24 protein-coding genes and 1 tRNA gene are annotated in these 25170 nt (G+C 69.9%); 5 read left to right on the forward strand and 20 right to left on the reverse strand.

The genetic code is table 11. The features are described from left to right. Positions 1 to 119: 119 nt before the first annotated feature. The 4 genes from rplL to RIF65_RS07395 form a co-directional block, all read right to left on the reverse strand. Positions 120 to 503, reverse strand: coding sequence for a 50S ribosomal protein L7/L12 (gene rplL / locus RIF65_RS07380; RefSeq protein WP_309082501.1), 384 nt, complete (start codon positions 501 to 503; stop codon positions 120 to 122). Between the two features lie 51 nt (positions 504 to 554). Next, entirely contained in the window at positions 555 to 1043 is a 489-nt protein-coding gene (gene rplJ / locus RIF65_RS07385; protein ID WP_309082502.1) for a 50S ribosomal protein L10, read from the reverse strand. A 383-nt stretch (positions 1044 to 1426) separates the two neighbouring features. Then, complete coding sequence (locus RIF65_RS07390) at positions 1427 to 2446, reverse strand: hypothetical protein (protein ID WP_309065470.1); 1020 nt, start codon at positions 2444 to 2446, stop codon at positions 1427 to 1429. A 254-nt stretch (positions 2447 to 2700) separates the two neighbouring features. Beyond that, positions 2701 to 3378: a YqaJ viral recombinase family protein gene (locus tag RIF65_RS07395; protein WP_309065471.1), complete on the reverse strand. Its 678-nt coding sequence runs from the start codon at positions 3376 to 3378 to the stop codon at positions 2701 to 2703. A 213-nt stretch (positions 3379 to 3591) separates the two neighbouring features. Here RIF65_RS07395 and RIF65_RS07400 point away from each other — a divergent pair, with 213 nt between their 5' ends. Further along, complete coding sequence (locus RIF65_RS07400; RefSeq protein ID WP_375142136.1) at positions 3592 to 5274, forward strand: MDR family MFS transporter; 1683 nt, start codon at positions 3592 to 3594, stop codon at positions 5272 to 5274. After that, entirely contained in the window at positions 5267 to 5737 is a 471-nt protein-coding gene (locus RIF65_RS07405) for a MarR family winged helix-turn-helix transcriptional regulator (RefSeq protein WP_309065473.1), read from the forward strand. The genes RIF65_RS07400 and RIF65_RS07405 overlap by 8 nt, the downstream gene beginning before the upstream one ends. 7 nt (positions 5738 to 5744) lie before the next feature. Here RIF65_RS07405 and RIF65_RS07410 read toward each other — a convergent pair whose 3' ends face one another. Then, positions 5745 to 6665 (reverse strand): ArgP/LysG family DNA-binding transcriptional regulator, encoded by a 921-nt coding sequence (locus RIF65_RS07410; protein ID WP_309065474.1) that lies wholly within the window; start codon positions 6663 to 6665, stop codon positions 5745 to 5747. Between the two features lie 71 nt (positions 6666 to 6736). Here RIF65_RS07410 and RIF65_RS07415 point away from each other — a divergent pair, with 71 nt between their 5' ends. Further along, on the forward strand, positions 6737 to 7408 hold the full coding sequence (locus tag RIF65_RS07415; RefSeq protein WP_309065475.1) for a LysE/ArgO family amino acid transporter: 672 nt from the start codon (positions 6737 to 6739) through the stop codon (positions 7406 to 7408). Positions 7409 to 7441: 33 nt separating this feature from the next. On the opposite strand, the gene RIF65_RS07420 is transcribed toward RIF65_RS07415, so the two are convergent. The 8 genes from RIF65_RS07420 to RIF65_RS07455 form a co-directional block, all read right to left on the reverse strand. Further along, positions 7442 to 8227 carry an amino acid ABC transporter ATP-binding protein gene (locus RIF65_RS07420; protein WP_309065476.1) on the reverse strand — a complete coding sequence of 262 codons (786 nt, stop codon included), beginning with the start codon at positions 8225 to 8227 and terminating at the stop codon, positions 7442 to 7444. After that, entirely contained in the window at positions 8214 to 8876 is a 663-nt protein-coding gene (locus RIF65_RS07425; RefSeq protein ID WP_309065477.1) for an amino acid ABC transporter permease, read from the reverse strand. The genes RIF65_RS07420 and RIF65_RS07425 overlap by 14 nt, the downstream gene beginning before the upstream one ends. 3 nt (positions 8877 to 8879) lie before the next feature. Then, positions 8880 to 9692, reverse strand: a complete 813-nt coding sequence (locus tag RIF65_RS07430) for an amino acid ABC transporter substrate-binding protein (RefSeq protein WP_309065478.1) — start codon at positions 9690 to 9692, stop codon at positions 8880 to 8882. Positions 9693 to 9874: 182 nt separating this feature from the next. Beyond that, positions 9875 to 10564 carry a 50S ribosomal protein L1 gene (gene rplA / locus RIF65_RS07435; protein WP_309065479.1) on the reverse strand — a complete coding sequence of 230 codons (690 nt, stop codon included), beginning with the start codon at positions 10562 to 10564 and terminating at the stop codon, positions 9875 to 9877. Between the two features lie 13 nt (positions 10565 to 10577). Beyond that, positions 10578 to 11009, reverse strand: a complete 432-nt coding sequence (gene rplK, locus RIF65_RS07440; protein ID WP_309065480.1) for a 50S ribosomal protein L11 — start codon at positions 11007 to 11009, stop codon at positions 10578 to 10580. 396 nt (positions 11010 to 11405) lie between these two features. Further along, positions 11406 to 12425 carry a transcription termination/antitermination protein NusG gene (nusG, locus tag RIF65_RS07445; protein WP_309065481.1) on the reverse strand — a complete coding sequence of 340 codons (1020 nt, stop codon included), beginning with the start codon at positions 12423 to 12425 and terminating at the stop codon, positions 11406 to 11408. A 42-nt stretch (positions 12426 to 12467) separates the two neighbouring features. After that, positions 12468 to 12737, reverse strand: coding sequence for a preprotein translocase subunit SecE (secE, locus tag RIF65_RS07450; RefSeq protein WP_309065482.1), 270 nt, complete (start codon positions 12735 to 12737; stop codon positions 12468 to 12470). A 40-nt stretch (positions 12738 to 12777) separates the two neighbouring features. Then, positions 12778 to 12850, reverse strand: a tRNA-Trp gene (locus tag RIF65_RS07455). Positions 12851 to 12992: 142 nt separating this feature from the next. On the opposite strand from RIF65_RS07455, the gene RIF65_RS07460 reads away from it, so the two are divergent. Then, the gene (locus RIF65_RS07460) at positions 12993 to 13631 is read left to right on the forward strand and encodes a hypothetical protein (RefSeq protein ID WP_309065483.1); all 639 of its coding nucleotides are present in this window, start codon (positions 12993 to 12995) and stop codon (positions 13629 to 13631) included. Between the two features lie 52 nt (positions 13632 to 13683). On the opposite strand, the gene RIF65_RS07465 is transcribed toward RIF65_RS07460, so the two are convergent. The 6 genes from RIF65_RS07465 to gabT form a co-directional block, all read right to left on the reverse strand. Further along, complete coding sequence (locus RIF65_RS07465; RefSeq protein WP_309065484.1) at positions 13684 to 15048, reverse strand: NAD-dependent succinate-semialdehyde dehydrogenase; 1365 nt, start codon at positions 15046 to 15048, stop codon at positions 13684 to 13686. Between the two features lie 19 nt (positions 15049 to 15067). Next, positions 15068 to 16540: an NAD-dependent succinate-semialdehyde dehydrogenase gene (locus RIF65_RS07470; protein ID WP_309065485.1), complete on the reverse strand. Its 1473-nt coding sequence runs from the start codon at positions 16538 to 16540 to the stop codon at positions 15068 to 15070. Positions 16541 to 16568: 28 nt separating this feature from the next. After that, positions 16569 to 18110 carry an APC family permease gene (locus RIF65_RS07475; RefSeq protein ID WP_309065486.1) on the reverse strand — a complete coding sequence of 514 codons (1542 nt, stop codon included), beginning with the start codon at positions 18108 to 18110 and terminating at the stop codon, positions 16569 to 16571. An 8-nt stretch (positions 18111 to 18118) separates the two neighbouring features. Continuing rightward, positions 18119 to 19003: a universal stress protein gene (locus RIF65_RS07480; RefSeq protein WP_309065487.1), complete on the reverse strand. Its 885-nt coding sequence runs from the start codon at positions 19001 to 19003 to the stop codon at positions 18119 to 18121. Continuing rightward, entirely contained in the window at positions 19000 to 20391 is a 1392-nt protein-coding gene (locus RIF65_RS07485; protein ID WP_309065488.1) for a flavin monoamine oxidase family protein, read from the reverse strand. The genes RIF65_RS07480 and RIF65_RS07485 overlap by 4 nt, the downstream gene beginning before the upstream one ends. Positions 20392 to 20477: 86 nt before the next feature. Next, a complete protein-coding gene (gene gabT, locus RIF65_RS07490; protein WP_309065489.1) occupies positions 20478 to 21836 on the reverse strand; it encodes a 4-aminobutyrate--2-oxoglutarate transaminase in 1359 nt (452 codons plus the stop codon). A gap of 109 nt (positions 21837 to 21945) precedes the next feature. Between gabT and RIF65_RS07495 the strand changes: the two genes are divergently transcribed. Continuing rightward, positions 21946 to 23463, forward strand: coding sequence for a PucR family transcriptional regulator (locus RIF65_RS07495; RefSeq protein ID WP_309065490.1), 1518 nt, complete (start codon positions 21946 to 21948; stop codon positions 23461 to 23463). 120 nt (positions 23464 to 23583) lie between these two features. Here RIF65_RS07495 and RIF65_RS07500 read toward each other — a convergent pair whose 3' ends face one another. Next, on the reverse strand, positions 23584 to 25047 hold the full coding sequence (locus tag RIF65_RS07500; protein ID WP_309065491.1) for a helix-turn-helix domain-containing protein: 1464 nt from the start codon (positions 25045 to 25047) through the stop codon (positions 23584 to 23586). Positions 25048 to 25170: the final 123 nt, after the last annotated feature.

Genomic DNA, 25170 nt, shown 5'->3' on the forward strand with positions numbered 1-25170 from the left:
CTGCTTCGCAGCATTGACCCGGCCCGTAGCCGGTTTCGACTCGGTCGCCTACCGGCTTCCTCGCTCAACCTCAGTCGCTGCCGCGTCAACGCTGCTTCGCAGCATTGACCCGGCCCGACTCACTTGAGGGTGACGGTGGCGCCGGCCTCTTCCAGAGCGGCCTTGGCCTTCTCGGCGGTCTCCTTGTTGGCGCCCTCGAGGACGGCCTTCGGAGCACCGTCGACGACGGCCTTGGCCTCGCCGAGGCCCAGCGAGGTGAGCTCGCGGACGGTCTTGATGACCTGGATCTTCTTGTCGCCGGCAGCCTCGAGGATGACGTCGAACGAGTCCTTCTCCTCCTCGGCAGCGGCCTCGCCTGCGCCACCGGCAGCGCCGGCAACGGCGACAGGGGCGGCAGCGGTGACGTCGAACTTCTCCTCGAACGCCTTGACGAAGTCGCTGAGCTCGACGAGGGTCAGGCCGGCGAACTGCTCGAGCAGCTCCTCAGTGGTGAGCTTAGCCATGATGTATCTCCTAGATAGATGGGGGTTTGAGTGGGGAAGAACGCCGGCGGCTCACGCAGCCTCGGCGGTCTCCAGCTTTTCGCGAAGCGCGTCGATGGTGGCGGCAGCCTTGCCCATCGTCGCCTTCATCATGCCCGCGGCCTTCGCAAGCAGAACCTCACGGCTCTCGAGCGAGGCGTACTTGTTGACCTCGTCGGCGGTGAGAGCGTTGCCCTCGAAGACGCCGCCCTTGATCACGAGAAGCGGGTTGGCCTTGGCGAAGTCACGCAGAGCCTTGGCGGTGGCGACGAAGTCGCCGTGCACGAACGCGACGGCCGACGGACCCTTGAGGTCGTCGTCCAGCGCAGTGATCCCCGCGTTGTTCGCGGCGATCTTGGTCAGCGTGTTCTTCACCACGGCGTACTCCGCGTCCTGACGGATGCTGTTGCGCAGCTGCTTGAGCTGGGCAACCGTCAGACCGCGGTACTCGGTCAGCAGGACGGCGTTCGAGTTCTCGAATGACTTCGTGAGCTCGGCGACCGATGCATCCTTCTGCGCCATGGTCACTCCTTGATGGGTACGAGGCGCCTCACGGTGGTGAGGCACCGGCCTCGACCACCCGCATCGGGGAAACAGAAACGCTCCGGCGCAAGCGACGGAGCGTGGGAATCCAGCGAACTGGAGAACGATCGTGTCACCTGCGCGGGCCCCTGCTCTCGCAGTGCTTCGATCCTCGTGTTCGCACACGACGATGACCGGCGGTCTTCGGCTCCTCTCACTCTACCCCACCCCCCGCTTCTCCCCCAAATCCCTCCGGCGACCCTCCAAATCGCCGAGTGCACGGCATCCCGTCGAGCGCACGGCCTGCCGGCGCGGGTTTCCCGTGCGCTCGGCGAGTTCCCGTGCACTCGACGGTCGACGAGGGCGCGGGGGCACGCCGGGAGTCAGGGAGGCGTGATGTGGAAGGCGGCGAGGCGGCGGCCCAGCGCGTGCGGTGTGTGGATGTGCTCCCAGCCCCAACGTCCGAAGCGGCGCTGTGTGCGCCCGCGGATCCAGTCCTCGCGCTCCTTCTCGGCCAGCAGCACCTCCTCGACCGTCCTGCCGGATCTCAGTGCCTCTTCCAGGTACTTCCGCTTGCCGTCGAATTCGCCGAAGCTGTTCACGTCGTCGAGGCCGAAGTCGATGAAGTAGAGCTTTCCCGAGGGACCTTCCACGGGCACCTGCAGGTCGGGCGGGGCGAAGCCGAGCCGATGCAGCTGCAGCCTGCTGACGCTCTCGCCCGGCAACTGCGCACGGCCGTCCGCGAAGTCCGCGACCCAGCGCGCCTGCCGGATGCCGCGCGCTCCGTCGGCCGCTCCGAGGCGCTCCGCGAGGGCTCGACGCCAGGAGAGGACGGCGTCCAGATCCCACTCGCGAATCCGCAGCGCCATCATGCGCTCCGCGGCATCCGCCACCGCCACCGCCGCTTCGAGCGGCAGGGTGCGGCACAGGTCGAACACCGTCCGCGAGAGGCTCGTGCAGCGGATGCCGTCGATGACGACCACATCGTCGGCGGGAAGCGGCGCCACGTGCCGCATGACGTCGGGGGCGCTGGAGATGCGATGCGGGGCGTCGGTCGTGAGGTGCACCCTGGTGAACTGTATGCGGTAGAACGGCAGGCGCCACAGCACCCCCGCCGAGGTGTGCGATGCCGTGCCGCCGTGGGCGTCCCGCATCACCGCGATGGTGTGCGCCCTGTGTCGCTGCTCCGGGTGAAGGGCGTTCCAGTCCTCGGCCGCCATGTACCACCCGCGCCGGATGTGACGAAGCACTCCGTCGCGCACGGCTGCGGCGAGCGCGCGCTCGGTCCATCCGGAGAGCAGCAGGTCGGCACGGGAGCGGACGAGCTGTTCGAGGCGGGGCTGCGAGCCGGGCTCGGCCCATGCCGCCGCGGGCAGTGCCAGCAGTGAAGCCGCCGATGTCACCGTGAGGTCCTCGACTGTGTAGCGGTACGCATGACCCCATGGTCCTTGGTCCGCGTGCCCTGCCGTCGCGCAATTCCCGGGCACGGTGCACAACTCCACGAATCCACACCCGTGTGCAGAGCGAATGCCCGCCGGCGCGAGAGTCGTCGACTGCACGGCATCCCGTCGAGTGCACGGGATCGCCGCGCAGCGTGGCCGTGCATTCGACGGCATCCGGTGCACTCGGCGGACGAGCGAGCCGCGAGCCCCGCGCGTCAGTCGGCGAGGGCCAGGGCGCGGAACATGTCGCGCTCGCGCAGCGAGTCGCGACGGCTCGGCACGTGAGGGGTGCGCGCGGGAGGCTGCTGCCCGGTGGTGCGGTGATACAGCTCGTCGATCAGTCGGGTGGCCAGTGCCACCAGGCGCCCGATCTCCTTCTCGTCACGGTCGATCCACACGCACTTGGGCTCGTCGTGCACCGGGTTGAAGTCGTCGTGCTCCTCCCACACGAACAGCGTGCGCTCGGCGCCCAGCACGTGCTGCTGCCACCACACCTGGCGCAGGTAGGTGCGCGGGATGCTGCGCCACGACTTGTTCGTGGTCTTGATCTCCGCGAGCAGCACGCGACTGCCGCCGTCGACGCCGATGCCGTCGGGGGTGGCGAGGTGGCGCTTCTCGAGTTCGGCGTGGAACAGCGCCGAAGAGGGCAGGATGCCGTGCGTCGCGGCGACCCACGCCGCGATCTCCGGCTCGCGCCGCCGGCCGTGATCGGTGTACGCGTTGCCGCCGAACCGCGGGCCGGCGCCGAGCTTGGCATCCGCGGCGCGCGCGATCGACGCCTCGCTGGACAGCCCGGCGACGTCGGTGGCCGTGATCCCCCTGGCTCGCGCCCGGAGCCAGGCGACTCGATCGCGGGAGTCCGCGACGATTCGCGCCTGAAGTTCCGGAGTCACCCCTAGAGATTACGCCCGTCCGCCGACGAACCCCCACCGCGCACGCCGCGTGCCGCGCGTTCCGCGTCGCCGAGTGCACCGGATGCCGTCGACTGCACGGCAACGCCGCGCAGGGAAGCCGTGCACTCGGCGATAGCGCGTGCACTCGGCGACAGAAGAAGGGAATGGTTGACGAACGTCCACAAACTCCGTATAGTTGACAATCGTCCACCAATGAGGAGATCGATGACCGCGCCCGCCGCCCCGTCCATGTCGCACCGCCAGGTGCTCGAAGCCCTGTCCGGCCTGCTGCTGGGCATGTTCGTGTCGATGCTCTCCGGCACGGTGGTGTCGACCTCCCTGCCGGTGATCGTGCACGATCTCGGCGGCGATCAGGCGGCGTTCACCTGGGTGGTCACCTCGACCCTGCTCACCACCGCGATCGCCACCCCCATCTGGGGCAAGCTCGCCGACCTGTTCAACCGCAAGCTGCTCATCCAGCTCGCGCTGATCATCTTCGTCGGCGCGACGGCGGCCGCCGGATTCTCGCAGGATGCCGGGATGCTGATCGCCTTCCGCGCCGTGCAGGGCATCGGCGCCGGAGGCCTCGCCGCCCTCAGCCAGGTGATCATGGCCGACATCATCAGCCCGCGCGAGCGCGGCCGCTACATGGGTCTGTTCGGCGCCGTGATGGCGTTGGCCACCGTCGGCGGCCCGCTGCTCGGCGGGTTCCTCACGGATGCCGCGGACTGGCGCTGGAACTTCTACGTGGCCATCCCGTTCGCCGTGGTCGCGCTGATCATCCTGCAGATCACCCTGAAGCCGGCGATCCGCACGCGCGACACCGTGCGCATCGATTACCTCGGCATCGTGCTGCTGGCGACCTCCGCGTCGCTGCTGCTGATCTGGGTGACCAGCGCTGGGACGAACTTCGACTGGCTGAGCGTCGAGACCGCCCTCATGCTCGGCGGATCGCTCGTCGCCGGCATCCTGTTCGTCGTCGTCGAACTGCGCTCGGCCGAGCCGCTGATCCCGCTCACGCTGTTCCGTGACCGCACGTTCACGCTGTCGGTGCTCGCATCGATCGCGATCGGCATCGCGATGTTCGGCACGTCGGTGTTCCTCAGCCAGTACATGCAGATGGCGCGCGGCGCGACCCCGACGCAAGCGGGCCTGATGACCCTTCCGATGATCGGCGGACTGCTGGTCGCGTCGATGGTGGTCGGCAGCCTCATCACCCGGCACGGTCGCTGGAAGGGCTTCGTCATCGCCGGTGCCGTCCTGACCATCGCCGGTTCGGCGCTGCTGTCCACGCTGCACTACGACACGGACTTCGTGCTGGTCTCGCTGTACATGCTGCTGCTCGGCGCCGGCGTCGGCATGACCATGCAGAACCTCGTGCTGATCGTGCAGAACACCGCCCGCCCGGAGGATCTCGGCGCGGCCAGCTCGGGCGTGACGTTCTTCCGCAGCCTCGGCGGCACAGCGGGCGTCTCGGTGATGGGCGCCGCCCTCGGCACCCGTGTGACAGACCTCTTCGACGACCGCAAGGCCGACCTCGCGGGCGCCCTCGCCACCCTCGGTGAGAAGGGCGTTGAGCTCGGCAGGCAACTCGCCTCCGGCACCCTCCCCGAGGTGCGCCGCCTGCCCGAGGCGGTGCGCGTGATCGTGGAGGACATCTACGCCCAGGGCATCGCCGCGTCGTTCCTGATCGCCGTGCCGTTCGCCGTCGTCAGCCTGATCGCCGTGCTGTTCCTGCCCAACCTCCCACTCACCCGGATGACCACCCGCGAGCGGCTGCAGGCCAGCGAGGCGGACTTCGCGACCATCGCGGCCGAGGGCGGCATGGCGTCGGTCGCTGCCACGGGTCCTGTTCCGACGCAGCCCGCCACTCGCAGGAGCCGCCGCGATGGCTGAGAACCGCCCCGCCTCAGAACCCGCCGGCGAGCGGGATGCCGCGCTGCAGGAGCTCGAGAACGAGTTCGCCGCCCTGTTCTCCAGGGTGCGGCGGATGTACCTGGAGTACGCGGCACGCCTGGCGCCCGGCCTCTCCCCCGGCGCCTACAAGGTGTTCAGCCTCATCGCCGCCTCCGACCGCATCCGCCCGTCGGCGCTGTCCGAGCGGATGCCGGCCGACAAATCCCAGGTCAGTCGGATGCTGCGCGAGCTGGAGTCGAACGGTCTGATCGAGCGGATGCCGGATCCCGATGACCGTCGCTCCAGCCTGGTCGCCGCGACCGAGGACGGCCGACGCCGGCTCGCCGAGGTGCGCGCCGACGACGACCGGCGGCTGCGCCGCACCCTAGAGGAGTGGGAGGTCGACGACATCCGCAGCCTGGCCCGGATGCTGCACGCGTTGAGCGCCGGCCACCGGCCCTAGGGCGCCGTCACCCGCCCGCACGCCGCCGCCGCGGCCGCGTGACGGGCAGGGGCGACAGCACCCGGCGTGCCTCCTCGGCGACCTCCGCCGCGATGGCGTCCAGCAGCGGCGAGCGCAGGTTCCACTGCTGCCAGTACAGCGGCACCTGCGTCGGCGGCCCGCCGAGATCGATGAGGCCGTCCGTCGCCTGCGGTCGTGGAATCAGCCCCCAGCCGAGTCCGAGGCGCACCGCCGCCGCGAAGTCGTGGGATGCCGGGACATAGTGCCGCGGCACCGCCCACGGGTCCACTCCCCGCGCGCGCAGCCAGTCGTGCTGCAGCGTGTCGCGCCGGTCGAAGTCGACGAACGGCGCCATCCGCAGGCTCTCCAGCGTGGGTCCCTCGGGCAGCCAGCGCTGGATGTACTCCGCGGTCGCCATCGGCCGGTACTCCAGCATCCCGAGGGCGCTGACGAGACTGCCGCCCACCGGCTGCGACTCGCTGGTCACCGCCGCCATCACCTGACCGGACTCCAGCAGCCGCGCGGTGTAGTTCTGATCATCGCGGTGCAGGTCGACATCGATCGGATGCCGTCGCGCCAGCCGCGCGAGCGGCGCGAGGAACCAGGTCGCCATGGAGTCGGCGTTCACCGCGAGCGGCACCCGGATCCGAGGGGCGGCGCCCTCTGTGGCCGCGAGCCCGAAGGCCGCGAGGGTGTCGTGCTCGAGCAGCTCGACCTGCCGAGCGAGACGGATCAGGGCTTCGCCCGCCTCCGTGGCGCGCACCGGCCGCGACCGGACGACGACCACCCGCCCCAGCTGCTGCTCGACCGCTTTGATCCGCTGACTCACCGCCGACGGGGTGATGCGCAAGCGGCGCGCGGCCGCGTCGAAGCTGCCCTCGTCCACCGCGGCGGCGACCGTGGCGGCCAGTTGCGCGTCGATCCTCACATAAGTGATGCTAATGCTGGTACAGGTTTCCTCGCTGGAGCTGTTGCACTGGGGTTCCTTACGCTGGAGGCATGCTCACCTTCCTCGCCGGCCTCGGGCTCGGGCTCTCCCTCATCGTCGCGATCGGCGCACAGAACGTCTTCGTGCTGCGCCAGGGCCTGCGGCGCGAGCACGTCCTGCCGATCGTCCTGATCTGCGCACTCTCCGACGCGGTACTGATCGTCGCGGGCGTCGCCGGCCTTGGATTCCTCGTCGAACGGGCGCCCTGGCTCCTCGTCGTGGCCCGGTGGGCCGGTGCGGTCTTCCTGCTCGTCTACGGCCTGATGGCCGCCCGCCGCGCGTGGCGCGGTGAGGATCAGGGTCTCGACGCAGGCCAGGGCGGCGGCGCCACGGATGCCGCGGTGCCGGCATCCGGTGGGGTGCTGACCGCCACACGCCCCGCCACCCGCCTCGCCGCGGTCGTCGCCACGGCGCTGGCGCTGACCTGGCTGAACCCGCACGTGTATCTGGACACGGTGCTGATGCTCGGCTCGGTGGCGGCCACGCACGGGGCGGAGCGCTGGGTGTTCGCCGCCGGGGCGGTCGTGGCCAGCTGCCTGTGGTTCGCCGGCCTGGGATTCGGCGCCCGCTACCTCGGCCGCTGGCTGCGCACCCCTCGCGCGTGGCGGGTGCTCGACGCACTGATCGCCGTGGTCATGATCGTGCTCGCCGTCGGCCTGGTGCTCCCGATCGTCGGCGGCTGACCGGCTCGGCGCCCGCGGTCTCGGCGGGGGGGGTCAGGCCTCGTCGAGCGGCCGGAGGATGCGGGTGAGGAACCGGCGGGTTCGCTCGTGCCGTGGGGCGGTGAACAGTTCTTCGGGATGCCCCTCCTCGACGACCACCCCGCCGTCGAGGAACAGCACGTGGTCGGCGGCTTCGCGGGCGAAGCTCAGCTCGTGGGTGACCACGATCATCGACCAGCCCTCGTCGGCGAGCTCCTTGATGACCAGCAGCACCTCCCCCACCAACTCGGGATCGAGGGCGCTGGTCGGCTCGTCGAACAGCAGCAGTTCCGGGCGCAGCGCCAGTGCGCGCACGATGCCGACGCGCTGCTGCTGACCGCCGGAGAGCTCGTGCGGGTGGGCGTCCTGCTTGCCGTCCAGGCCGACGCGGGCGAGCAGCTGCTGCGCCTCGGCGACCACCTCGTCCTTCGGACGACGCTGCACCCGCCAGGGTCCTTCGATCACGTTCTGCAGCACGGTCATGTGCGGGAACAGGTTGTGGTGCTGGAACACCATCGCCGACCGGTCGCGCAGCGCGAAGCGCTCGGCGGTGCTGACGCCCCCGGCGAAATCCACCCGCACGTCCGCGATCGACAGCGTCCCGGCATCCGGCACCTCGAGCCCGTTCAGCGACCGCAGCACGGTCGTCTTGCCGGAGCCGCTGGGGCCGATCAGCACGACCACTTCGCCGCGGTGCAGGGTGAGGTCGACGCCCTTCAGCACCTCCGTGTCGCCGAAGCTCTTGTGCAGGCCGTGCGCGGTGAGCAGGGGCTCGCCGCCGGACTTCCTATCGCGCGACATGGCGGTCCAGTCTCTTCTCCAGCAGGTTCTGTCCGCCGCTGAGCACCAGGCAGATCACCCAGTACACCAGCGCGGCGGCCAGGTAGACGATCATGAACTTCTGCGAGGCGGATGCGATCTGCTCGGCGATCCGGAACAGCTCGGTGACGAGGATGAGGGATGCCAGGGAGGTGTCCTTCACCAGCGAGATGAACGTGTTCGACAGCGGCGGCACCGACACCCGCGCAGCCTGCGGCAGGATCACGCGTCGCAGGGTGCGCGCGCGGCCCATGCCGACGGTGTACGCCGCCTCCCACTGGCCCTTCGGCACCGACAGGATGGCGGCGCGCACCACCTCGGCGGCGTAGCCGCCGACGTTGAGGGAGAACGCGACGATCGCGCTCGGCCAAGGGTCGACGAGCAGGCCGATCGACGGCATCCCGTAGAAGATCACGAACAGCTGCACGAGCAGCGGCGTGCCGCGGATCACCGAGATGTATCCGCGCGCGACCGTGGACAGCGCCTTGTTGCGCGAGATGCGCATCAGAGCGATGCCGATCGCGATGACCAGCCCGAGCGCGAACGAGATCACCGCCAGGGGCATCGACGCGGTGATTCCCGCCAGGGCGAGCGGTCCCAGCGAGCTGAGGAAGAGCTCCCAGCCGTCCATCGGCTACTGGGTGACGTCGGCGCCGAAGTACTTCTCGCTGATCTCCGCCAGCGTGCCGTCGGCGCGCAGCTCCTCCAGCGCACCGTCGACGGCCTCGACGAGCTCCTTCTTGTCCTTGGTGAAGACGAAGGCCTGCTCACCGGCCTCGTCGGTCTCGGCGGCGATCTTCAGGCCGGTCGGCCCGTCGGTCTTCTCGAAGTCGAGGTACGTGAGCTTGTCGTTGATCGTGGCGTCCACCCGACCCTGCTGCAGCAGGGCCACGGCCTGCGCCCAGCCCTCGACGGCCTCCACGTTCGCGCCGGCGTCGACGGCCAGCTGGTACCAGTTGCTGGTGAGGGACTGCGCGGTGGTCTTGCCCTTCAGGTCGTCGAAGGACGAGATCGAGTCGTCGTCCTCCAGGGTGACGATGACGCCGGGCGAGACGGTGTACGGCTCGCTGAAGAGGTAGTTCGCCTTGCGCTCGTCGTTGATGGTGACCTGGTTGGCGATGACGTCGAAGCGTCCGGCGTCCAGGCCGGCGAAGATCGCGTCCCACTGCGTCTCCTTGAACTCGACCTTCAGGTCGAGCTTCTCGGCGACCGCCTCGATGATCTCGACGTCGTACCCGACGAGGTCGCCGGTGCCGCCGCCCTCGTGGAAGCTGAACGGACGGTAGGTGCCCTCGGTCGCGACGGTGAGCGTGCCGGCGGTGACCAGGCCGAGGTCGTCACCGCCTCCGGCGCTCTCGCCGCCGGACGGCGCGGAGGCGGTGCTGCAGCCGGTGAGGACGGCGGCGGTGAGGGCGAGGGCTGCGACAGCAGTGAGACGGCGGACCATGTTCGGATCTCCTGGGGACGGTGACGGGCGCCGCGGGTCGGGGCGCGTCCTCCACACTACGTCTCCCGCAGGGGCGCCGGCCCATCCCGTGACGCCGCGTGACGGCATCCGCGGGGACAGCAGAAGACCCCCGCCCGAGGGCGAGGGTCCTCCCGTGCTCGATGGGCTCAGCGGCCCGTCGATCAGATGGCGTTGACGTCCAGCGGGATGCCGGGGCCGAACGTGGTCGACACGGCGCCCTTCTGGATGTAGCGGCCCTTGGAGCTCGACGGCTTGAGCCGGACGATCTCCTCGAGGGCTGCCTTGATGTTCTCGTCGAGCTGCTCGGCCGAGAACGACGCCTTGCCGACGATGAAGTGCACGTTGGCGTGCTTGTCGACGCGGAATTCGATCTTTCCGCCCTTGATCTCCTCGACGGCCTTGGCCGGGTTCGGGGTCACGGTGCCGGTCTTCGGGTTCGGCATCAGGCCACGGGGGCCGAGCACCTTACCCAGACGGCCGACCTGGCCCATGAGCTCCGGCGTCGCGACGGCGGCGTCGAAGTCGGTCCAGCCGGCGGCGACCTTCTCGATCAGCTCGGTGCCACCGACCTCGTCGGCGCCAGCGGCGGCGGCGGCCTCAGCGGCCGGGCCGTTCGCGAACACGATGACGCGGGCGGTCTTGCCGGTGCCGTGCGGGAGCATGACGGTGCCGCGCACCATCTGGTCGGCCTTGCGAGGGTCGACCGAGAGCTTCAGCGCAACCTCGACGGTGGAGTCGAACTTGGTGGAGCCGGTCTCCTTGGCGAGGGCGACGGCCTCGCTGGGCGTGTAGAAACGGTCTGCCTCGATCTTCGCGGCGGCAGCCTGGTAAGCCTTGGACTTGGTAGCCATTGTCGTATCCCCCTCAGTCCTCGACCGTGATGCCCATGGAGCGGGCGGTGCCTGCGATGATCTTCGACGCAGCGTCGAGGTCGTTCGCGTTCAGGTCGGCCTGCTTGGTCTCGGCGATCTGACGGACCTGGTCCTTGGTGATCTTGCCGACCTTGACGGTGTGCGGGGTGGCCGAGGCCTTCTGCACACCGGCGGCCTTCTTGATGAGCTCCGCCGCCGGCGGGGTCTTCAGGATGAAGGTGAAGCTGCGGTCCTCGTAGACGGTGATCTCCACGGGGATGACGTTGCCGCGCTGCGACTCGGTCGCGGCGTTGTACGCCTTGCAGAACTCCATGATGTTGACGCCATGCTGACCGAGCGCGGGGCCGATCGGCGGCGCCGGGTTGGCGGCACCGGCGTTGATCTGAAGCTTGATCAGGCCGGTCACCTTCTTCTTCGGTGCCATTCTCTTTCCTTTCGTCGAGCGGATGCCGGTTTGCATCCTCTCTCCCACGACTCCGGCTCATCCGGAGCGTGGTCGCCTGCACACGCGCGTGAGCGCGCACACAAACCACAACAGTCTACCCGATGCGGGCGGGTGCTCCGGCGCACCCCGGCGCCGCGGGCGCTTCGCGCGGACTTGTGCGCTCCGCGCGGACCGGCATCCGCTTTCCGGTCCGAGGGAAGCGCATTTCTCCGCGCGAGGCGCATGGATGCCGGGATGCCCGGGGGTACGGGAACGGCCGCCCCTGGGGGCGGCCGTTCTGTCAGCTTCGGGTTTCGACTCGCACGACTGCGGCGTGCCGGCTCAACCTTGTGACGCCCTCGCATCAACGCTGCTTCGCAGCATCGACCCGAGTCGTCACAACATCTTGGTGACCTGGTCGAAGCTGAGCTCGACGGGGGTCTCGCGCTCGAAGAGCGACACCAGCACGGTGAGCTTGCCGCTCTCCGGCTTGATCTCGCTGATCGTACCGGGAAGACCCGCGAACGAGCCCTCCTTGATGGTGATGGTCTCGCCGATCTCGAAGTCGACCTCGGCCGCGATCGGACGGGCGACGGCGACGCCGCCCTTCGCCGCGATCGACTTGGCCGTGGGGACATCCTTGACCTCGACGAGGGACTTCAGCATGTTGAAGGCCTCCTCGAAGCGCAGCGGAGTCGGGTTGTGCGCGTTGCCGACGAAGCCGGTGACACCGGGCGTGTGGCGCACGACCGACCAGGTGTCCTCGTTCAGCTCCATGCGCACGAGCACGTAGCCCGGGATGCGCACGCGGGTGACCATCTTGCGCTGGCCGTTCTTGATCTCGACGACGTCCTCCATCGGGACCTCGACCTGGTAGATCTCGTCCTCGACCTCGAGCGTCGACTTGCGCTGCTCGATGTTGGCCTTCACCTTGCGCTCGAAGCCGGCGTAGGAGTGGATGACGTACCACTTGCCCGGCAGCATCCGCAGGTCGGCCTTGAAGGCCTCGTACGGGTCCTCCTCGGCATCCGCCTCGTCGGCCTCCTCGTCGTCGCCGTTCACGTCGGGGCCGTCGTAGGGGGCCACCTCGTCGGCGGCGGCCGCCTCTGCTTCGGCGGTCTCCTCCGCCACTGCGTCGTTGAGGACCTCGGCGGCTGCTTCTGTCTCAGCCGCTTCGTCCAGGTTGAGAGCGTCGTTCACGATCGCGTCCGCCTCCGGGTCGTCGATGTCGATGTCGTCCGTGTCGTCGTAGTCCTCGTCGTCGCCGTCACCCTCGATGTGCAGGGCGACGTGCTCGGCCGAGGTGGAGGCCAGCTCCTGCTCGGCGAGGACGGCGCCCTCCTGGGCCTCGTCCTCCTCGCTGGACTGCTCTGCAGCTGTGGCCCAGTCGGCGTCGTCGGAATATCGTTCAGACACGTTGCTTCTTTCCGTTCACTGCGACGTTCCGCCGCAGGTGCGTCAGCTGTCGGGAACTCCGAACACGAAGTGCGTGCCGTACCCGAAGACCGTGTCGAGGCCGTAGACCAGGCCCATCACGATCAGCACGAAGACCAGCACCACCAGCGTGAACTTCACCAGTTCCTTGCGGGTCGGGGTGACGACCTTGCGCAGCTCGCTGATCACCTGACGGAAGAACAGGGCGATCCGACCGAAGAAGCCCAGCTTCTTGTCGCGCAGGGCGTAAGAGCCTGCTGCGACGACATCGCCGCGAACTTCGTCCTGATCCATCCCGCAAGTACCTTTCGTGAGTCAGCGAGGCGCTGACGCGCAGGGCGGACAGGAATCGAACCTGCAACCTGCGGTTTTGGAGACCGCTGCTCTGCCAATTGAGCTACCGCCCTAGAGGCCGGATGGCCCCTGGGTCCGCTCCCCACCCACACCGTCTCAGGCACGACTAAGGATGCAGACAACTGCCTGTCCAGTGTACGGCATCCGGCGAGCCATGCCGAACCGGCGGGGGCCGCGCTGTCCTATCCTCGGCTCATGACCATCACTGCCGAGGTGCTGGACGACCTGTGGGACTTCGCGGATCCGGAGGGCTCCGAGAAGCGGCTGCGCCGCGCCGCGGAGTCCCGTGAGGACGACGTCGAACGCGAGGAGCTGCTCACCCAGGTGGCGCGAGCGCTCGGGCTGCAACGGCGCTTCGCCGACGCGGAGGCGCTGCTGGACTCCCGCACCGCGGATGCCGCAGAGGTGCGCGCACGGCGTGATCTTGAGCGCGGCCGGATCCGGAACACGGCCGGCGACGCGTCGTCCGCCGAAGAGCTGTTCCTGGCCGCCGCGAAGACATCAGCGGCGGCGGGTCTCGTGTTCCTGCAGGTCGACGCCCTGCACATGCTCGCCATCGTCGATCCCGGCCATGCCGAGCGGTGGACCGGCGCCGCCCTCGCGCTCCTGGACGGCGTCGATGACCCGCGCACGCTGCGCTGGCGCGTCTCGCTGCACAACAACCTCGGCTGGACGCTTCTGGATCGCGGCGAACCGGGCCTCGCGCTGCACAGCTTCCAGGACTCCCGCGATGCCGCGCTGCGCTGGGGCACGCCGCAGCAAGTGCAATGGGCGGAGGATGCCATCGCCGAGGCCCGCGCGGCGCTGAACTCCCACCGGAACGACGCCCGATGACAACGGAAACGCCGGCCCCCGTGTCGGGGACCGGCGTTTCCCTCGGCGCGGCTCAGGCGACGCGGATGAGCTTCTTGTTGACGAACTCGTCGGCGGCGAGGTGGCCGAGCTCACGGGCGGTGCCGCTGCGCTTGATGCCACCGAAGGGCAGCTCAGGGCTGTCGGCGAGCACGCAGTTGACGTAGACCATGCCGGCCTCGAGGCGGTTCGCCACACGCTCCGCCTGCTCGGGGTCGGTGGTGAACACGTACGAGCCGAGGCCGAACGTGGTGTCGTTGGCGAGCTCGACGGCTGCGTCCTCGTCCGCGACGCGGTAGACGACGGCGGCGGGGCCGAACAGCTCTTCGTGGTACACGTTCATGTCGCGCGTGACGTCGGCGAGGACGGTGGGCTCGAAGAACGCGCCCTGTCGCTTGCCGCCGGTGAGCAGCGTGGCGCCCTGGCCGACGGCCTGGTCGATCTGCTCCTGCAGGCGCTGTGCCGCCGCCTCCGACGAGACGGGCCCGAGGACGGTGTCCTCCTGCATCGGGTCGCTCGGGCGCGCCTCCGCCATCTTGGCGGTGAACTTCTCCACGAAGGCGTCGTACAGCTCGTCCACGATGATGAAGCGCTTCGCGCCGTTGCACGCCTGGCCGTTGTTGTCCAGACGCGCGTCGACGCCGGCCTGCACCGTGGCGTCCAGGTCGTCCGTGCTCAGCACGATGAACGGGTCGGATCCGCCGAGCTCCAGCGCCACCTTCTTCAGGTTGCGGCCGGCGACCTCGGCGACGGCCGCGCCGGCGCGCTCGGAACCGGTTAGCGAGACACCGGCGACCCGCGGGTCGGCGATCATCGCAGCGATCTGCTCGTTGGTGGCCAGCACGTTCTGGTAGGCACCATCGGGGAACCCGGCGTCACGGTAGATCTCCGCGATGGCGGTGGACGACTCCGGGCACTGCGGTGCCGGCTTCAGCAGGATGGTATTGCCGACGATCAGGTTCGGCGCCGCGAAGCGCACGATCTGGTACGCCGGGAAGTTCCACGGCATGATGCCGACGAGCGGGCCGAGCGACGACTTGCGGATCACGGCGGTGCCCTCGCCGACGATGTCGATCGGCTGATCCTTCATGATCGCCTCGGCCTGGTCGGCGTAGTACTCGGCGATGTCGGCCGCGAAGTCGGCCTCTCCGAGCGCCGCCTCACGGGTCTTACCCATCTCGCGGACGAAGATGTCCGCCAGCGTCTCGCGACGCTCGCGGTGCAGCTCCGCCATGCGACGCACGAGCGCGGCGCGCTCGGCGACGGTCGAGGAGCGCGACCAGCCGCGGTGCGCGGCGTCGGCGGCCGCGACGGCCTGCTCGATCTGCTCGTCGGTGAAAGTGTCGTAGGCGGCCTCAGTGGTGCCGGTGGCCGGATTGACGACGGCGTAGTCGGTCATTTCTGGTCCTTTCGGGTCTTCACGCGGGGATGAGCGTGTACTTGGTGGACAGGTACTCGTGGATGCCCTCGAGCCCGCCCTCGCGGCCGATGCCCGACTGCTTGACGCCGCCGAACGGTGCGGCGGCGTTGGAGACGACGCCCACGTTGAGGCCCATCATGCCGGTCTCCAGCGCGTCGATCATGCGGTGGCCGCGGGCGAGGTCCTCGGTGAACACGTAGGACACCAGGCCGTACTCGGTGTCGTTGGCGAGGCGCACGGCCTCCGCCTCGTCGGAGAACGTGGCGATGGCGAGCACCGGTCCGAAGATCTCCTCACGCAGGATGGCACTGCCTGGTACCACGTCGGTGAGCACGGTGGGCTCGTAGAACGTGCCGGCGCCCTCCAGCGCCTTGCCTCCGGCGAGCACGCGGGCTCCTCGGTCGACCGCGTCACCGACGAGCTCGTCGGCCTTGGCCACGGCATCTGAGTCGATCAGCGGGCCGATCGCGACGCCCTCTTCGGTGCCACGGCCGATCTTCATGGCGCTGACGCGCTCCGCCACGCGGCGCGCGAACTCGTCGGCGACCGACTCGTGCACGATGAAGCGGTTCGCAGCGGTGCAGGCCTGCCCGATGTTGCGGAACTTCGCCAGCATCGCCCCGTCGACGGCCTTGTCCAGGTCGGCGTCCTCGAAGACCACGAACGGCGCGTTGCCGCCGAGCTCCATCGAGACCCGCAGCACGCCCTCGGCGGCCTGCGAGATCAGCTTGCGCCCGACCTCGGTCGAGCCGGTGAACGACAGCTTGCGCAGGCGCGGGTCGGCGATGATCGGACCGGACAGTGCGCTGGAGCGCGTTGTCTGCACGACGTTCACGACACCGGCCGGCAGGCCGGCCTGCTCCAGGAGCGAGGTGAAGAACATCGTCGTCAGCGGGGTGAGTGCGGGGGGCTTGATCACCACGGTGCAGCCGGCCGCGAGCGCGGGCGCGATCTTGCGGGTGGCCATCGCGAACGGGAAGTTCCACGGCGTGATGAAGAACGACGGGCCGACCGGTCGCTGCGACACGATCATGCGGCCGGTGCCCTCGGGGTTGCTGCCGTAGCGGCCCGCGATGCGGACGGCCTCCTCGCTGAACCAGCGCAGGAACTCGCCGCCGTACACGACCTCGCCGCGCGCCTCGGCGAGCGGCTTGCCCATCTCGAGCGTCATCAGCAGCGCGAGGTCCTCCTTGTGCTCCTGCACGAGGTCGAACGCGCGGCGCAGGATGTCGCTGCGGGTGCGGGGAGCGGTCGCCGCCCACGCCTCCTGTGCGGCCACGGCGGCGTCGAGGGCGCGGATGCCGTCAGCCGGCGTCGCATCGGCGATCGTGGCGATCACGTCGCCGGTCGCGGGGTCGTGCACGTCGAAGGTGCGGCCCTCCTCGGCATCCACCCACTCGCCGCCGATGAAGAGGCCGGTGGGGACGCGGTTCAGGAGGTCCTGCTCAGTCGATGCGAGTGCAGTGCTCATAATCGTCTCGATTCTGTGGGGATGAGGGTCAGCGCCGGGCGAGGCTGGGCGGAGCTTCCGTACCCAGGGTCTCACCGCGGAAGAAGGCGGGGCGTCGAATCGCCTGCCAGATCATGATCACCGCTCCGGCGAGGATGATGCCGACACCGAGCACGAACACGAGCCCGACGCCGCCGATGCTCGACCCGCTGCCGTAGGCCGGGTCCATGGAGTCGACGAGGGTGGTCACGAACAGCACGGCGAGGATGCCGCCGCCGACCAGGGGGAACAGGAAGGTGAAGAAGAAGCTGCGCGCGGAGTCGAACCACTGCTTGCGGAAGTACCACACGCAGGCGAACGCGGTGAGGCCGTAGTAGAAGCAGATCATCATGCCGAGCGACAGGATCGTGTCGGTGAGGACGCTCTCGCTGAGCAGGCGCATCACCGCGTAGAACACGGATGCCACGACGGCCGACACGATGGTGGCATAGCCCGGGGTGAAGAACCGCGGGCTCACCTTCGCGAACTTCGGCGGCAGGGCGCCGTAGTAGCCCATGGCGAGGAGCGTGCGGGCGGGGCCGACCGCGGTCGACTGCAGCGAGGCCGCCGAGCTGGACAGCACCGCGAGCGAGACCAGGAAGGCCAGCGGGCCCAGCACCGGGTCGGACAGGGCGAAGAACACGTTCGCGGAGATGTCCTCGTTCGCAAGTCCCAGTCCGCTCGTGCCGACACCCGCGAACATGACGAGGCCGATCGAGAGCAGCAGGTACAGGCTCACGACGACCAGGACGGTCAGCATCGCGGCGCGGCCCGGGGTCTTCTCCGGGTTCTTGGTCTCCTCGTTCATGGTGAGGACGACGTCCCAGCCCCAGAAGATGAAGATCGACAGCGAGAGGCCGGCGGCGAGGGCGCTGAACGACGACACCTCGAACGGATTGAACCACGACCAGGAGAACGCGGTCGGTTCCGGGGCCTCACCCTGCAGGACCTTGAAGATCGCGACCACGGCGAACAGCACGAGCACGACGACCTGGAAGCCGACCAGCACGTACTGCACCTTCTGGGTGGTCTGCATGTCGCGGTACGACACCAGGGTGGCGCCGAGCATGAACAGCAGGCAGACGGCGACGTTGATGAACGGGTTGAACGCGAGATCGGCGATCGCCGCGTTGCCGCTGAGCTGGGCGATCAGCAGGAACAGGAACTCCACCGCGATGCCGGCCAGGTTGGAGAGCACGATGACCGTGGCGGCGACGAGGCCCCAACCGGTCATCCAGCCGATCCACGGGCCGAACGCGCGCACACCCCACGTGAACGAGGTGCCGGAGTCCGGCATGACACGGTTGAGTTCGCGGTATCCGAACGCGGTGAGCAGCATCGGGATGAACCCGACCAGGATGATCGCCGGGACCTGGGTGCCGACCTCGGCGACCGTCGGACCGAGCGATGCGGTCAGCGTGTAGGCGGGCGCGATGGTGGAGACGCCGATGACGACGGCTCCGAGCACGCCGACCGCCCCCGCACGAAGGCCCTTCTGGGAGATGCCGGTCGTGACGGGGTCGGACACGTCGTTGTGCGTGAACTGGGTCATGGGAAGGTTCAAGCCTCTCCGGCCGTCCGCGAGCGCGGGACGACGATCATGGGTACGGGCAGCTCGTGCAGCATCTTCGCCGCGGTCGAGCCGAGGAACAGGCGTCGAGGCTGCGCGAGGCGGCTGGATCCCACCAGCACGACCTCGCCGGCCTTCCAGCGCAGGTGCGCGACGGCGTCCTCGACGCTGTCGCCGGATGCGCGTTCCACCTCGGCGGTCACGCCCTCGGGCAGGGCGGCGCGCACCTGGGTGAGCACGTCGTCGCCGTGCGCGTTGTGCACCAGCGTGACGGCGCCGGTGTCGAGACCGGCCGGCACGTCGAACGGCACGAGGGAGACGAGCCGCAGTGAGGCTCCGGTCTGCGCCGTGAGGGCGACGGCCTCCTCGATGAGCACGTCGGCGCCGGCACGCGTGCCGACGGCGGCGGTGATGCGCGAGATCGGGTCGGACACGTCCTGCTTGCTCCAGCCCGCGGGGGCGAGCGCCACCGGGATGGTCGAGGAGTGCACCAGCTCGGATGCCACCGAGCCGAGGCGGTGCCGGCCGAACGAGGCGCCGTTCGCGGCGCCGACGACGATCAGGCGGGCGTCGAACTCCTCACCGGCGGCGATGATGCCCTCGGCGAAGGAGTCGCCGAAGCGCACGTGGCCGGTCACCGAGACATCCTCGGGGACCTGCGCGGATGCCGCGCGGAGCCACTCCTGCGCCTGTCCGCGCACGTAGTCCTCGTAGGCGCGCTCGGGCGGGACGGCCGCGTTGCGGGTGCCGGCCGCCGGCAGGACGATCACCAGGTCGACGGGCAGGCTCAGACCGCGTGCCAGGCGGACGCCCAGGGCGAGGGCGTCCGCTCCGGCATCCGTCGCGGTGTAGCCCACCACGATGGACTGCGTCATGCGCGGCTCGCCTCGGCGACTGCGGCGACGCCGCTCGTCTCGGCGATCTGCGACGCGACCAGGCGACCCATCCGGATCGCACCGTCGACGTGCTGGTAGCCGGCACCGGCCATGTCGCTGCAGGCGAAGTGGATCGGGCCCACCGGGGTGCGCAGGTCGGCGCCGTAGCGGTGCAGCCCGCCCAGGTCGAAGCTCGCGGCGTACGCACCGCGGGTCCACTCCTCGCTGCCCCAGTCGCTCTCGTAGTAGACGACCGGGTTCTTCGCCTCAGGCCCGTAGTAGTGCGACAGCGACTCGAGGATGCGCTCCTTGCGCTCCTCGGCGGACAGCGCGAACACGCCGTCGGCGTTCTTGTCGGACACGAAGCCGACCAGGGTGCCGCGGTCGTCGCCGTGGTTGGTGTTGTCGTACGCCTCGTGGCACAGCTCGTACGGGCTGAACGCGGTGGCCGACAGACCCTGCTCGCGCCAGAACGGGCGCTCGTACACGGCGTGCACCTTGATCACGAAGCCCATCGACAGGTGCTGGTGCAGCTGGTGCTGACGACGCGGCAGCGCCGGCACGAACGACACCCGGTTGTAGAGCACCGGGGCGAGGGCGAGGATCGCGTGGCGGGCGCGCACGGTGAGGGTGTCGGTGTGCGCCACGACACCGTCGTCGCCCCATTCCAGGGTGCGGACCGGCTGGTTCAGCAGCACGTCGTCGCCGAGCCGCTCGGCCAGGCGCAGCGGCACCTGCTGAAGACCGCCGACGACCCGCTTGTCGAGGATGAAGTCCGCGTCGACGAGGTTGGTGAAGCTGCCCGCGGACGCCGCCATCAGCAGCGCCTGCAGGGTGGAGAACGCGTGCGCCGGCTTGGTGAGCATGGCGGGGCCGATGAAGAGGGCGATGTTGTCACGCGCCTCCTGGTCGTCGGTCTCGTTGATGAGCCACTGCTCGAACGAGATGCTGTCCAGCGCCTCGGCGTCGGGGGCCTCCCACGGGCGGTCGGGGTCGACCGTCGCCACCATGGCGTCGAGCTTGTCGATCAGCCGGACGAGCTCCTTCTCGGTCTCCGGCGCGACGGGGAAGATGTCACCGGTGAAGCGGGTCAGCTCACCCGCACGGTTGATGTAGACGCTGTCGCCCTCGCGGTAGCGCGAGTAGGTCTCCAGGCCGAGGTCGGCGAGCGTCTCGATCAGGGCGTCCTGGTCGGGAGAGACCCACTGGCCGCCGATCTCGAGCATCGCGCCCTCGATCTCGTCCGTCCACAGCCTGCCGCCCACGCGGTCACGCGCCTCGAGCACGACCACCGACAGGCCGGCCTTGCGCAGTTCGTTCGCGGCGGTGAGTCCGGCAGCTCCGGCGCCGACGACGACGACGTCCCGGCTGAGTTCCTGCTCGGTCATGTGCACACTCCTTGAAAGAGGTTGGGGGGATGCGTTTTTACCGACCGCGATCCGGTATCCCCCGATCCGGATCGCGGCCGGCGGTCTCAGGCCGCGGCGAGCGCAGCGGCGACGACGTCCAGACCCTCGTTGAGCAGGTCGTCGCCGATCGCGAGCGGCGGCAGGAATCGGATGACGTTGCCGAAGGTGCCGCAGGTGAGGACGATGACGCCCTCTGCCAGGCACGCCTTGGCGACGGCGGCGGTGAGCGCGGCATCCGGCTCCCCCGTGGCGGGGTCGACGAACTCGGCGGCGACCATCGCGCCGTGGCCGCGGACATCGCCGATGCGGGCGTCCTTCTCGCGGATGCCGTTCAGGCGGTCGACCAGGATGCGGCCGACCTGCTGGGCGCGCTCGATCAGGCCGTCGTTCTCGAACGCATCGATCGCGGCGATCGCGGCGGCGCAGGCGATCGGGTTGCCGCCGTAGGTGCCGCCCAGGCCGCCGGCGTGCGCGGCGTCCATGATCTCGGCGCGACCGGTGACCCCGGCCAGCGGCAGACCGCCGGCGATGCCCTTCGCGGTGGTGATCAGGTCGGGCTCGATGCCGAAGAGCTCGCTGGCGAACATGGCACCGGTGCGGGCGAAGCCGGTCTGCACCTCGTCGGCGATGAACACGACGCCGTTGTCACGGCACCAGGCGACGACGGCCTCGAGGAAGCCGTCGGCGGGGACGATGAAGCCGCCCTCGCCCTGGATGGGCTCGATGATGACGGCGGCCAGGTTGCCGGCGCCGATCTGCTTCTCGATGAGGGTGATGGCGCGCTTGGCGGCCTCGGCGCCGGTCAGGCCGTCGCGGTACGGGTAGGAGCCGGGGACGCGGTACACCTCGGGGGCGAACGGGCCGAAGCCGCTCTTGTACGGCATCGACTTGGCGGTCAGCGCCATGGTGAGGTTGGTGCGACCGTGGTAGCCGTGGTCGAATGCGACGACGGCCTGGCGGCCGGTGTGCTTGCGGGCGATCTTGATGGCGTTCTCGACGGCCTCGGCGCCGGAGTTGAACAGTGCCGTCTTCTTCGCGAAGTCGCCGGGGGTGAGCCGGTTGAGGGCTTCGGCGACGTCGACGTACGACTCGTACGGCGAGATCATGAAGCAGGTGTGGGTGAACTGCGCGGCCTGCGCGGCGACCGCCGCGGCGACCTTGGGGTGGGAGTTGCCGACCGTGGTCACGGCGATGCCGCTGCCGAGGTCGATCAGGGAGTTGCCGTCGGCGTCGACGACGACCCCGCCGCCTGCTGCCACGACCGCAACGGGCACGGAGTGCGCGACGCCGGATGCCACGGCATCCGCCTTGCGGGCGAGGACCTCTGCGGAGCGGGGGCCGGGGAGCGACGTGAGCACGCGACGAACCTGCGGGAGCGCGGGTCCGCCGGAGGGCACGGTGGTGGTCTCGTCGATAAGGGTCATGCGGCGAGGCTACGTGTCCCGACCCGCGGGTTGCATTCACCGCAGCGTATAATTCGGGTTGGAGATTCGCCGTCGCGTACAAGCACGGCGGCGACGGGGAGGCGCAACCGTGGATGGCACACCGACGCCGACGCTGCGCGCGCTGCTCGGCCGGCGCGACCTGCGGCTGCGCCTCGTGCTCGACGAGGCGTCCCTCGCCGTCGAGGCCCTGGACCGCCCCATGCGCTGGGTGCACAGCTCCGATCTCACCGACCCGACGCCCTTCCTGGCCGACGATCTGGTGCTGCTGACCACGGGCACGCAGTTCGACGGCGCCCGTCCCCGCGACGTCGACGCCTACGTCGCCCGGCTCGCGCAGCGTGGCGTCCTCGGCCTGGGATTCGGGTCCGGAGTGCACCGCGTGGGCGTGCCCGCCGAGCTCATCGCCGCGTGCGCGGCGCGCGGGCTGGCACTGTTCGAGGTGCCCTACGACATCCCGTTCATCGCGATCGCCCGGGCCCACGCCGAGGCGATCGCCGCACAGGCGTACGCGCGGCGCACCTGGGCACTCGAGACGCAGCGCGCACTCGCCATCGCCGCGCTGCGTCCGCGCGGCCTGGAGGCGACGCTCACCGAACTGGCCAGGCGGCTGGACTGCTGGGTCGGCATGTACGACGCCTCCGGAGCCCTGGTGCACGAACACCCGCACGGCGACAGCACGGCCGACCCAGGCCGGCAGCGCGAGGCCATCGCCTCGATGGCATCCGCTCTGCTCGCCCGCGGGGGATCCGCCAGCCGCACCCTCGAGCACGGCGGCACCACCCACACGCTCTTCACGCTGGGTCGCACCGGTCATCTGCGCGGGGTGATCGCGATCGCCGCGGCGGCCCACGACCCGGAGACACGGGCCGTGGTGACGTCGGTGATCGCCATGGCCGGACTCGCGCTGGAGCAGGGCGAGCAGCTGTCGCGCAGCCGCCGGCGACTGCACAGGCAGCTGCTGGGCTCGCTGCTCGAGGACGACCCGTCGCTGGCCCGCCGAGTGCTCGGCGCCCTGCCCCCGGCGCCGGTGGTGGTGGCCCTGGCCGAGGGCGAGCGAGCAGGGGCGCTCGCGGAGTGGGCCGATCAGCAGCGCAGCGACGCCGCCCCTCCCCCGTTCGTCGCCGAGAGCGCGGACGGTGTGGTCATCTGCCTGCACGAGACGGATGCCGGATCGCTGGAGGACCTCGCGACGCGCTTCGCGGTGCGCATCGGCGTGTCGGATCCCGCCGACTACTCCGCGTTCTCCCGCGCGCACGCGCAGGCCGCCGCGGCGCTGCGCCGGGGCCGACCCGGTGTCACGCTGTACCGCCAGGTGGGCACGGCGAGCGTGCTGTCGGCGCTGCTCACCGACGAGGCTCGGCTGGTCGCGGCGTCCCGCCTGGCGCCACTGCGGGCGCACGACGCCCAGGGGGGCGAGCTGGAGCGCAGCCTGCGGGTGTGGCTCGAGCACGACGCGCAGTTCGAGCAGGCGGCATCCGCTCTCGGCATCCATCGGCACACGCTGCGCACGCGCGTGGCGCAGGCCGGCACGCTGCTGGGCGTCGACCTCGGCGCGTTCCCCGCGCGCGCGGAGCTGTGGGCGGCGCTGCAGGCCGCACAGGACTGAGCCCCACGCCGCAATTGCGTGGGATCGTCGTGGGATCCGCGCGGGAACCCGGACGAACCCGGCATCGGCCCGGCGTGTCGCCGCCCGACACGCCGCCGCGCGGTCGGCTGGTCCGGGATTTCACACGAGCGGATGCCGGGGCGCGTGCGCTTCCAGGAACTCGTACACGTCGGTCGTGTCGACGCCAGGGAAGGCGCCGGTGGGCAACGTGGCGAGCAGGGTGCGGGGCGTCCGCACGTTCGGCCAGGAGTTCTCACGCCAGCGCTCCTCGAGCTCGGCGGGTGCGCGGCGGCAGCACGTCTCGACCGAGTGCTTGGAGACACCGCGGTGCGGGGTGTCCCGCCCGACGAACCACTTCGTGTCGTCGAAGCGGACGCCGACGCTCACCGAGTGCAGGCCCTCGCTGGACGGCTCGACGCGCGCGGTGCACCAGTAGGTGCCGTTGCCGGTGTCGGTGTACTGGTAGTACGGGTTGAACCGGTCCTCGACGTCGAACACGACACGGCTGGTCCACCGCCGGCAGCACATCTGCCCCTCGATGGCGCCGAGCCGGTCGGTCGGGAAGTTCACGTCGTCGTTCTCGTACGCCTTGGTGATCGTGCCTGACTCGTGCACCTTCAGGAAGTGCACCGGGATGTCGAGGTGGCGGGTGGCCAGGTTCGTGAAGCGGTGCGCGGCGGTCTCGTACGAGACCGAGTAGGCGTCACGCAGGTCCTCGATGGAGACCGCACGGCGGGACTTGGCATCGCGCAGCACCGGCACGACGTGCGCCTCGGGCATGAGCAGCGCACCGGTGAGGTAGTTGGTCTCCACCCGCTGGCGCAGGAACTCCGCGTAGCTGCGGGGTTCGCCGTGGCCGAGGATGCGGCTGGAGAGCGCCTGGAGCACGGCGGTGCGCGCGTCGCCCTTGGCCGGGATCCGGCTGGACAGATACAGCCGCCCGTTCGCCAGGTCGGCGACGCTGCGGGTGGTCTGCGGCAGGTCAGGCGCGTAGTGCAGCGTGAAGCCGAGGTGTGCCGCGATCTCCGAGGCGGTGCGCTGGGTGAGCGGTCCGCCGGGATGCCCGACAGCGGCGAGGATCTCGGCCGCCTTGCGCTCCAGATCGGGGAAGTGGTTGTCCTGTCTGCGCATCAGGTGGCGCAGCTCGACGTTGGCGCGCCGCGCCTCCTCCGGCGTCGCCGCCCGCTCGTCGCGCAGCCGTTCGATCTCGCCGTGCAACGCCAGCATCGCGGCGAGCGCCTCGGTCGGCAGCGACTTGGGGATGCGGAACGGCGACAGCCCGAGCGCCTGGAACGTCTGCCCGCGCATGGCGCGCTCCAGCGCGATCTCCATCGTGCTGCGCTCGTCGAGCGGTTCTGACTCGAGGATGCCGTCGAGCGTCGTCCCCAGCACCCGCGCGATGGTCCGCAGCAGCGTGAGCTTCGGCTCGCGCTTGCCTGTTTCGAACATCGACACCTGGCTGGGTGCGCGACCGATGGCGGCGGCCAGCTCCTCCAGCGTCATCCTGCGTTCGGTGCGGAGCTTGCGGATCCGCCGCCCGATGGTGAGGGCGTCGGCCTCTTCCACGGCATCCAGGGTGGTCATGCCGGCCAGTGTCTCACAACAGCAGAAATTCGGTCAAACTTCTCTCGTGGATTGGTCATCGGAGTCGCAGTTCTTCACGGAAAGTGGATGCACGCCCTCTCTCGGGAGAACCCGGACGAGACC

Origin of the sequence: Microbacterium sp. (genome assembly GCF_031180975.1) — a bacterium.
In the GTDB taxonomy this organism is placed as follows: Bacteria; Actinomycetota; Actinomycetes; order Actinomycetales; family Microbacteriaceae; genus Microbacterium.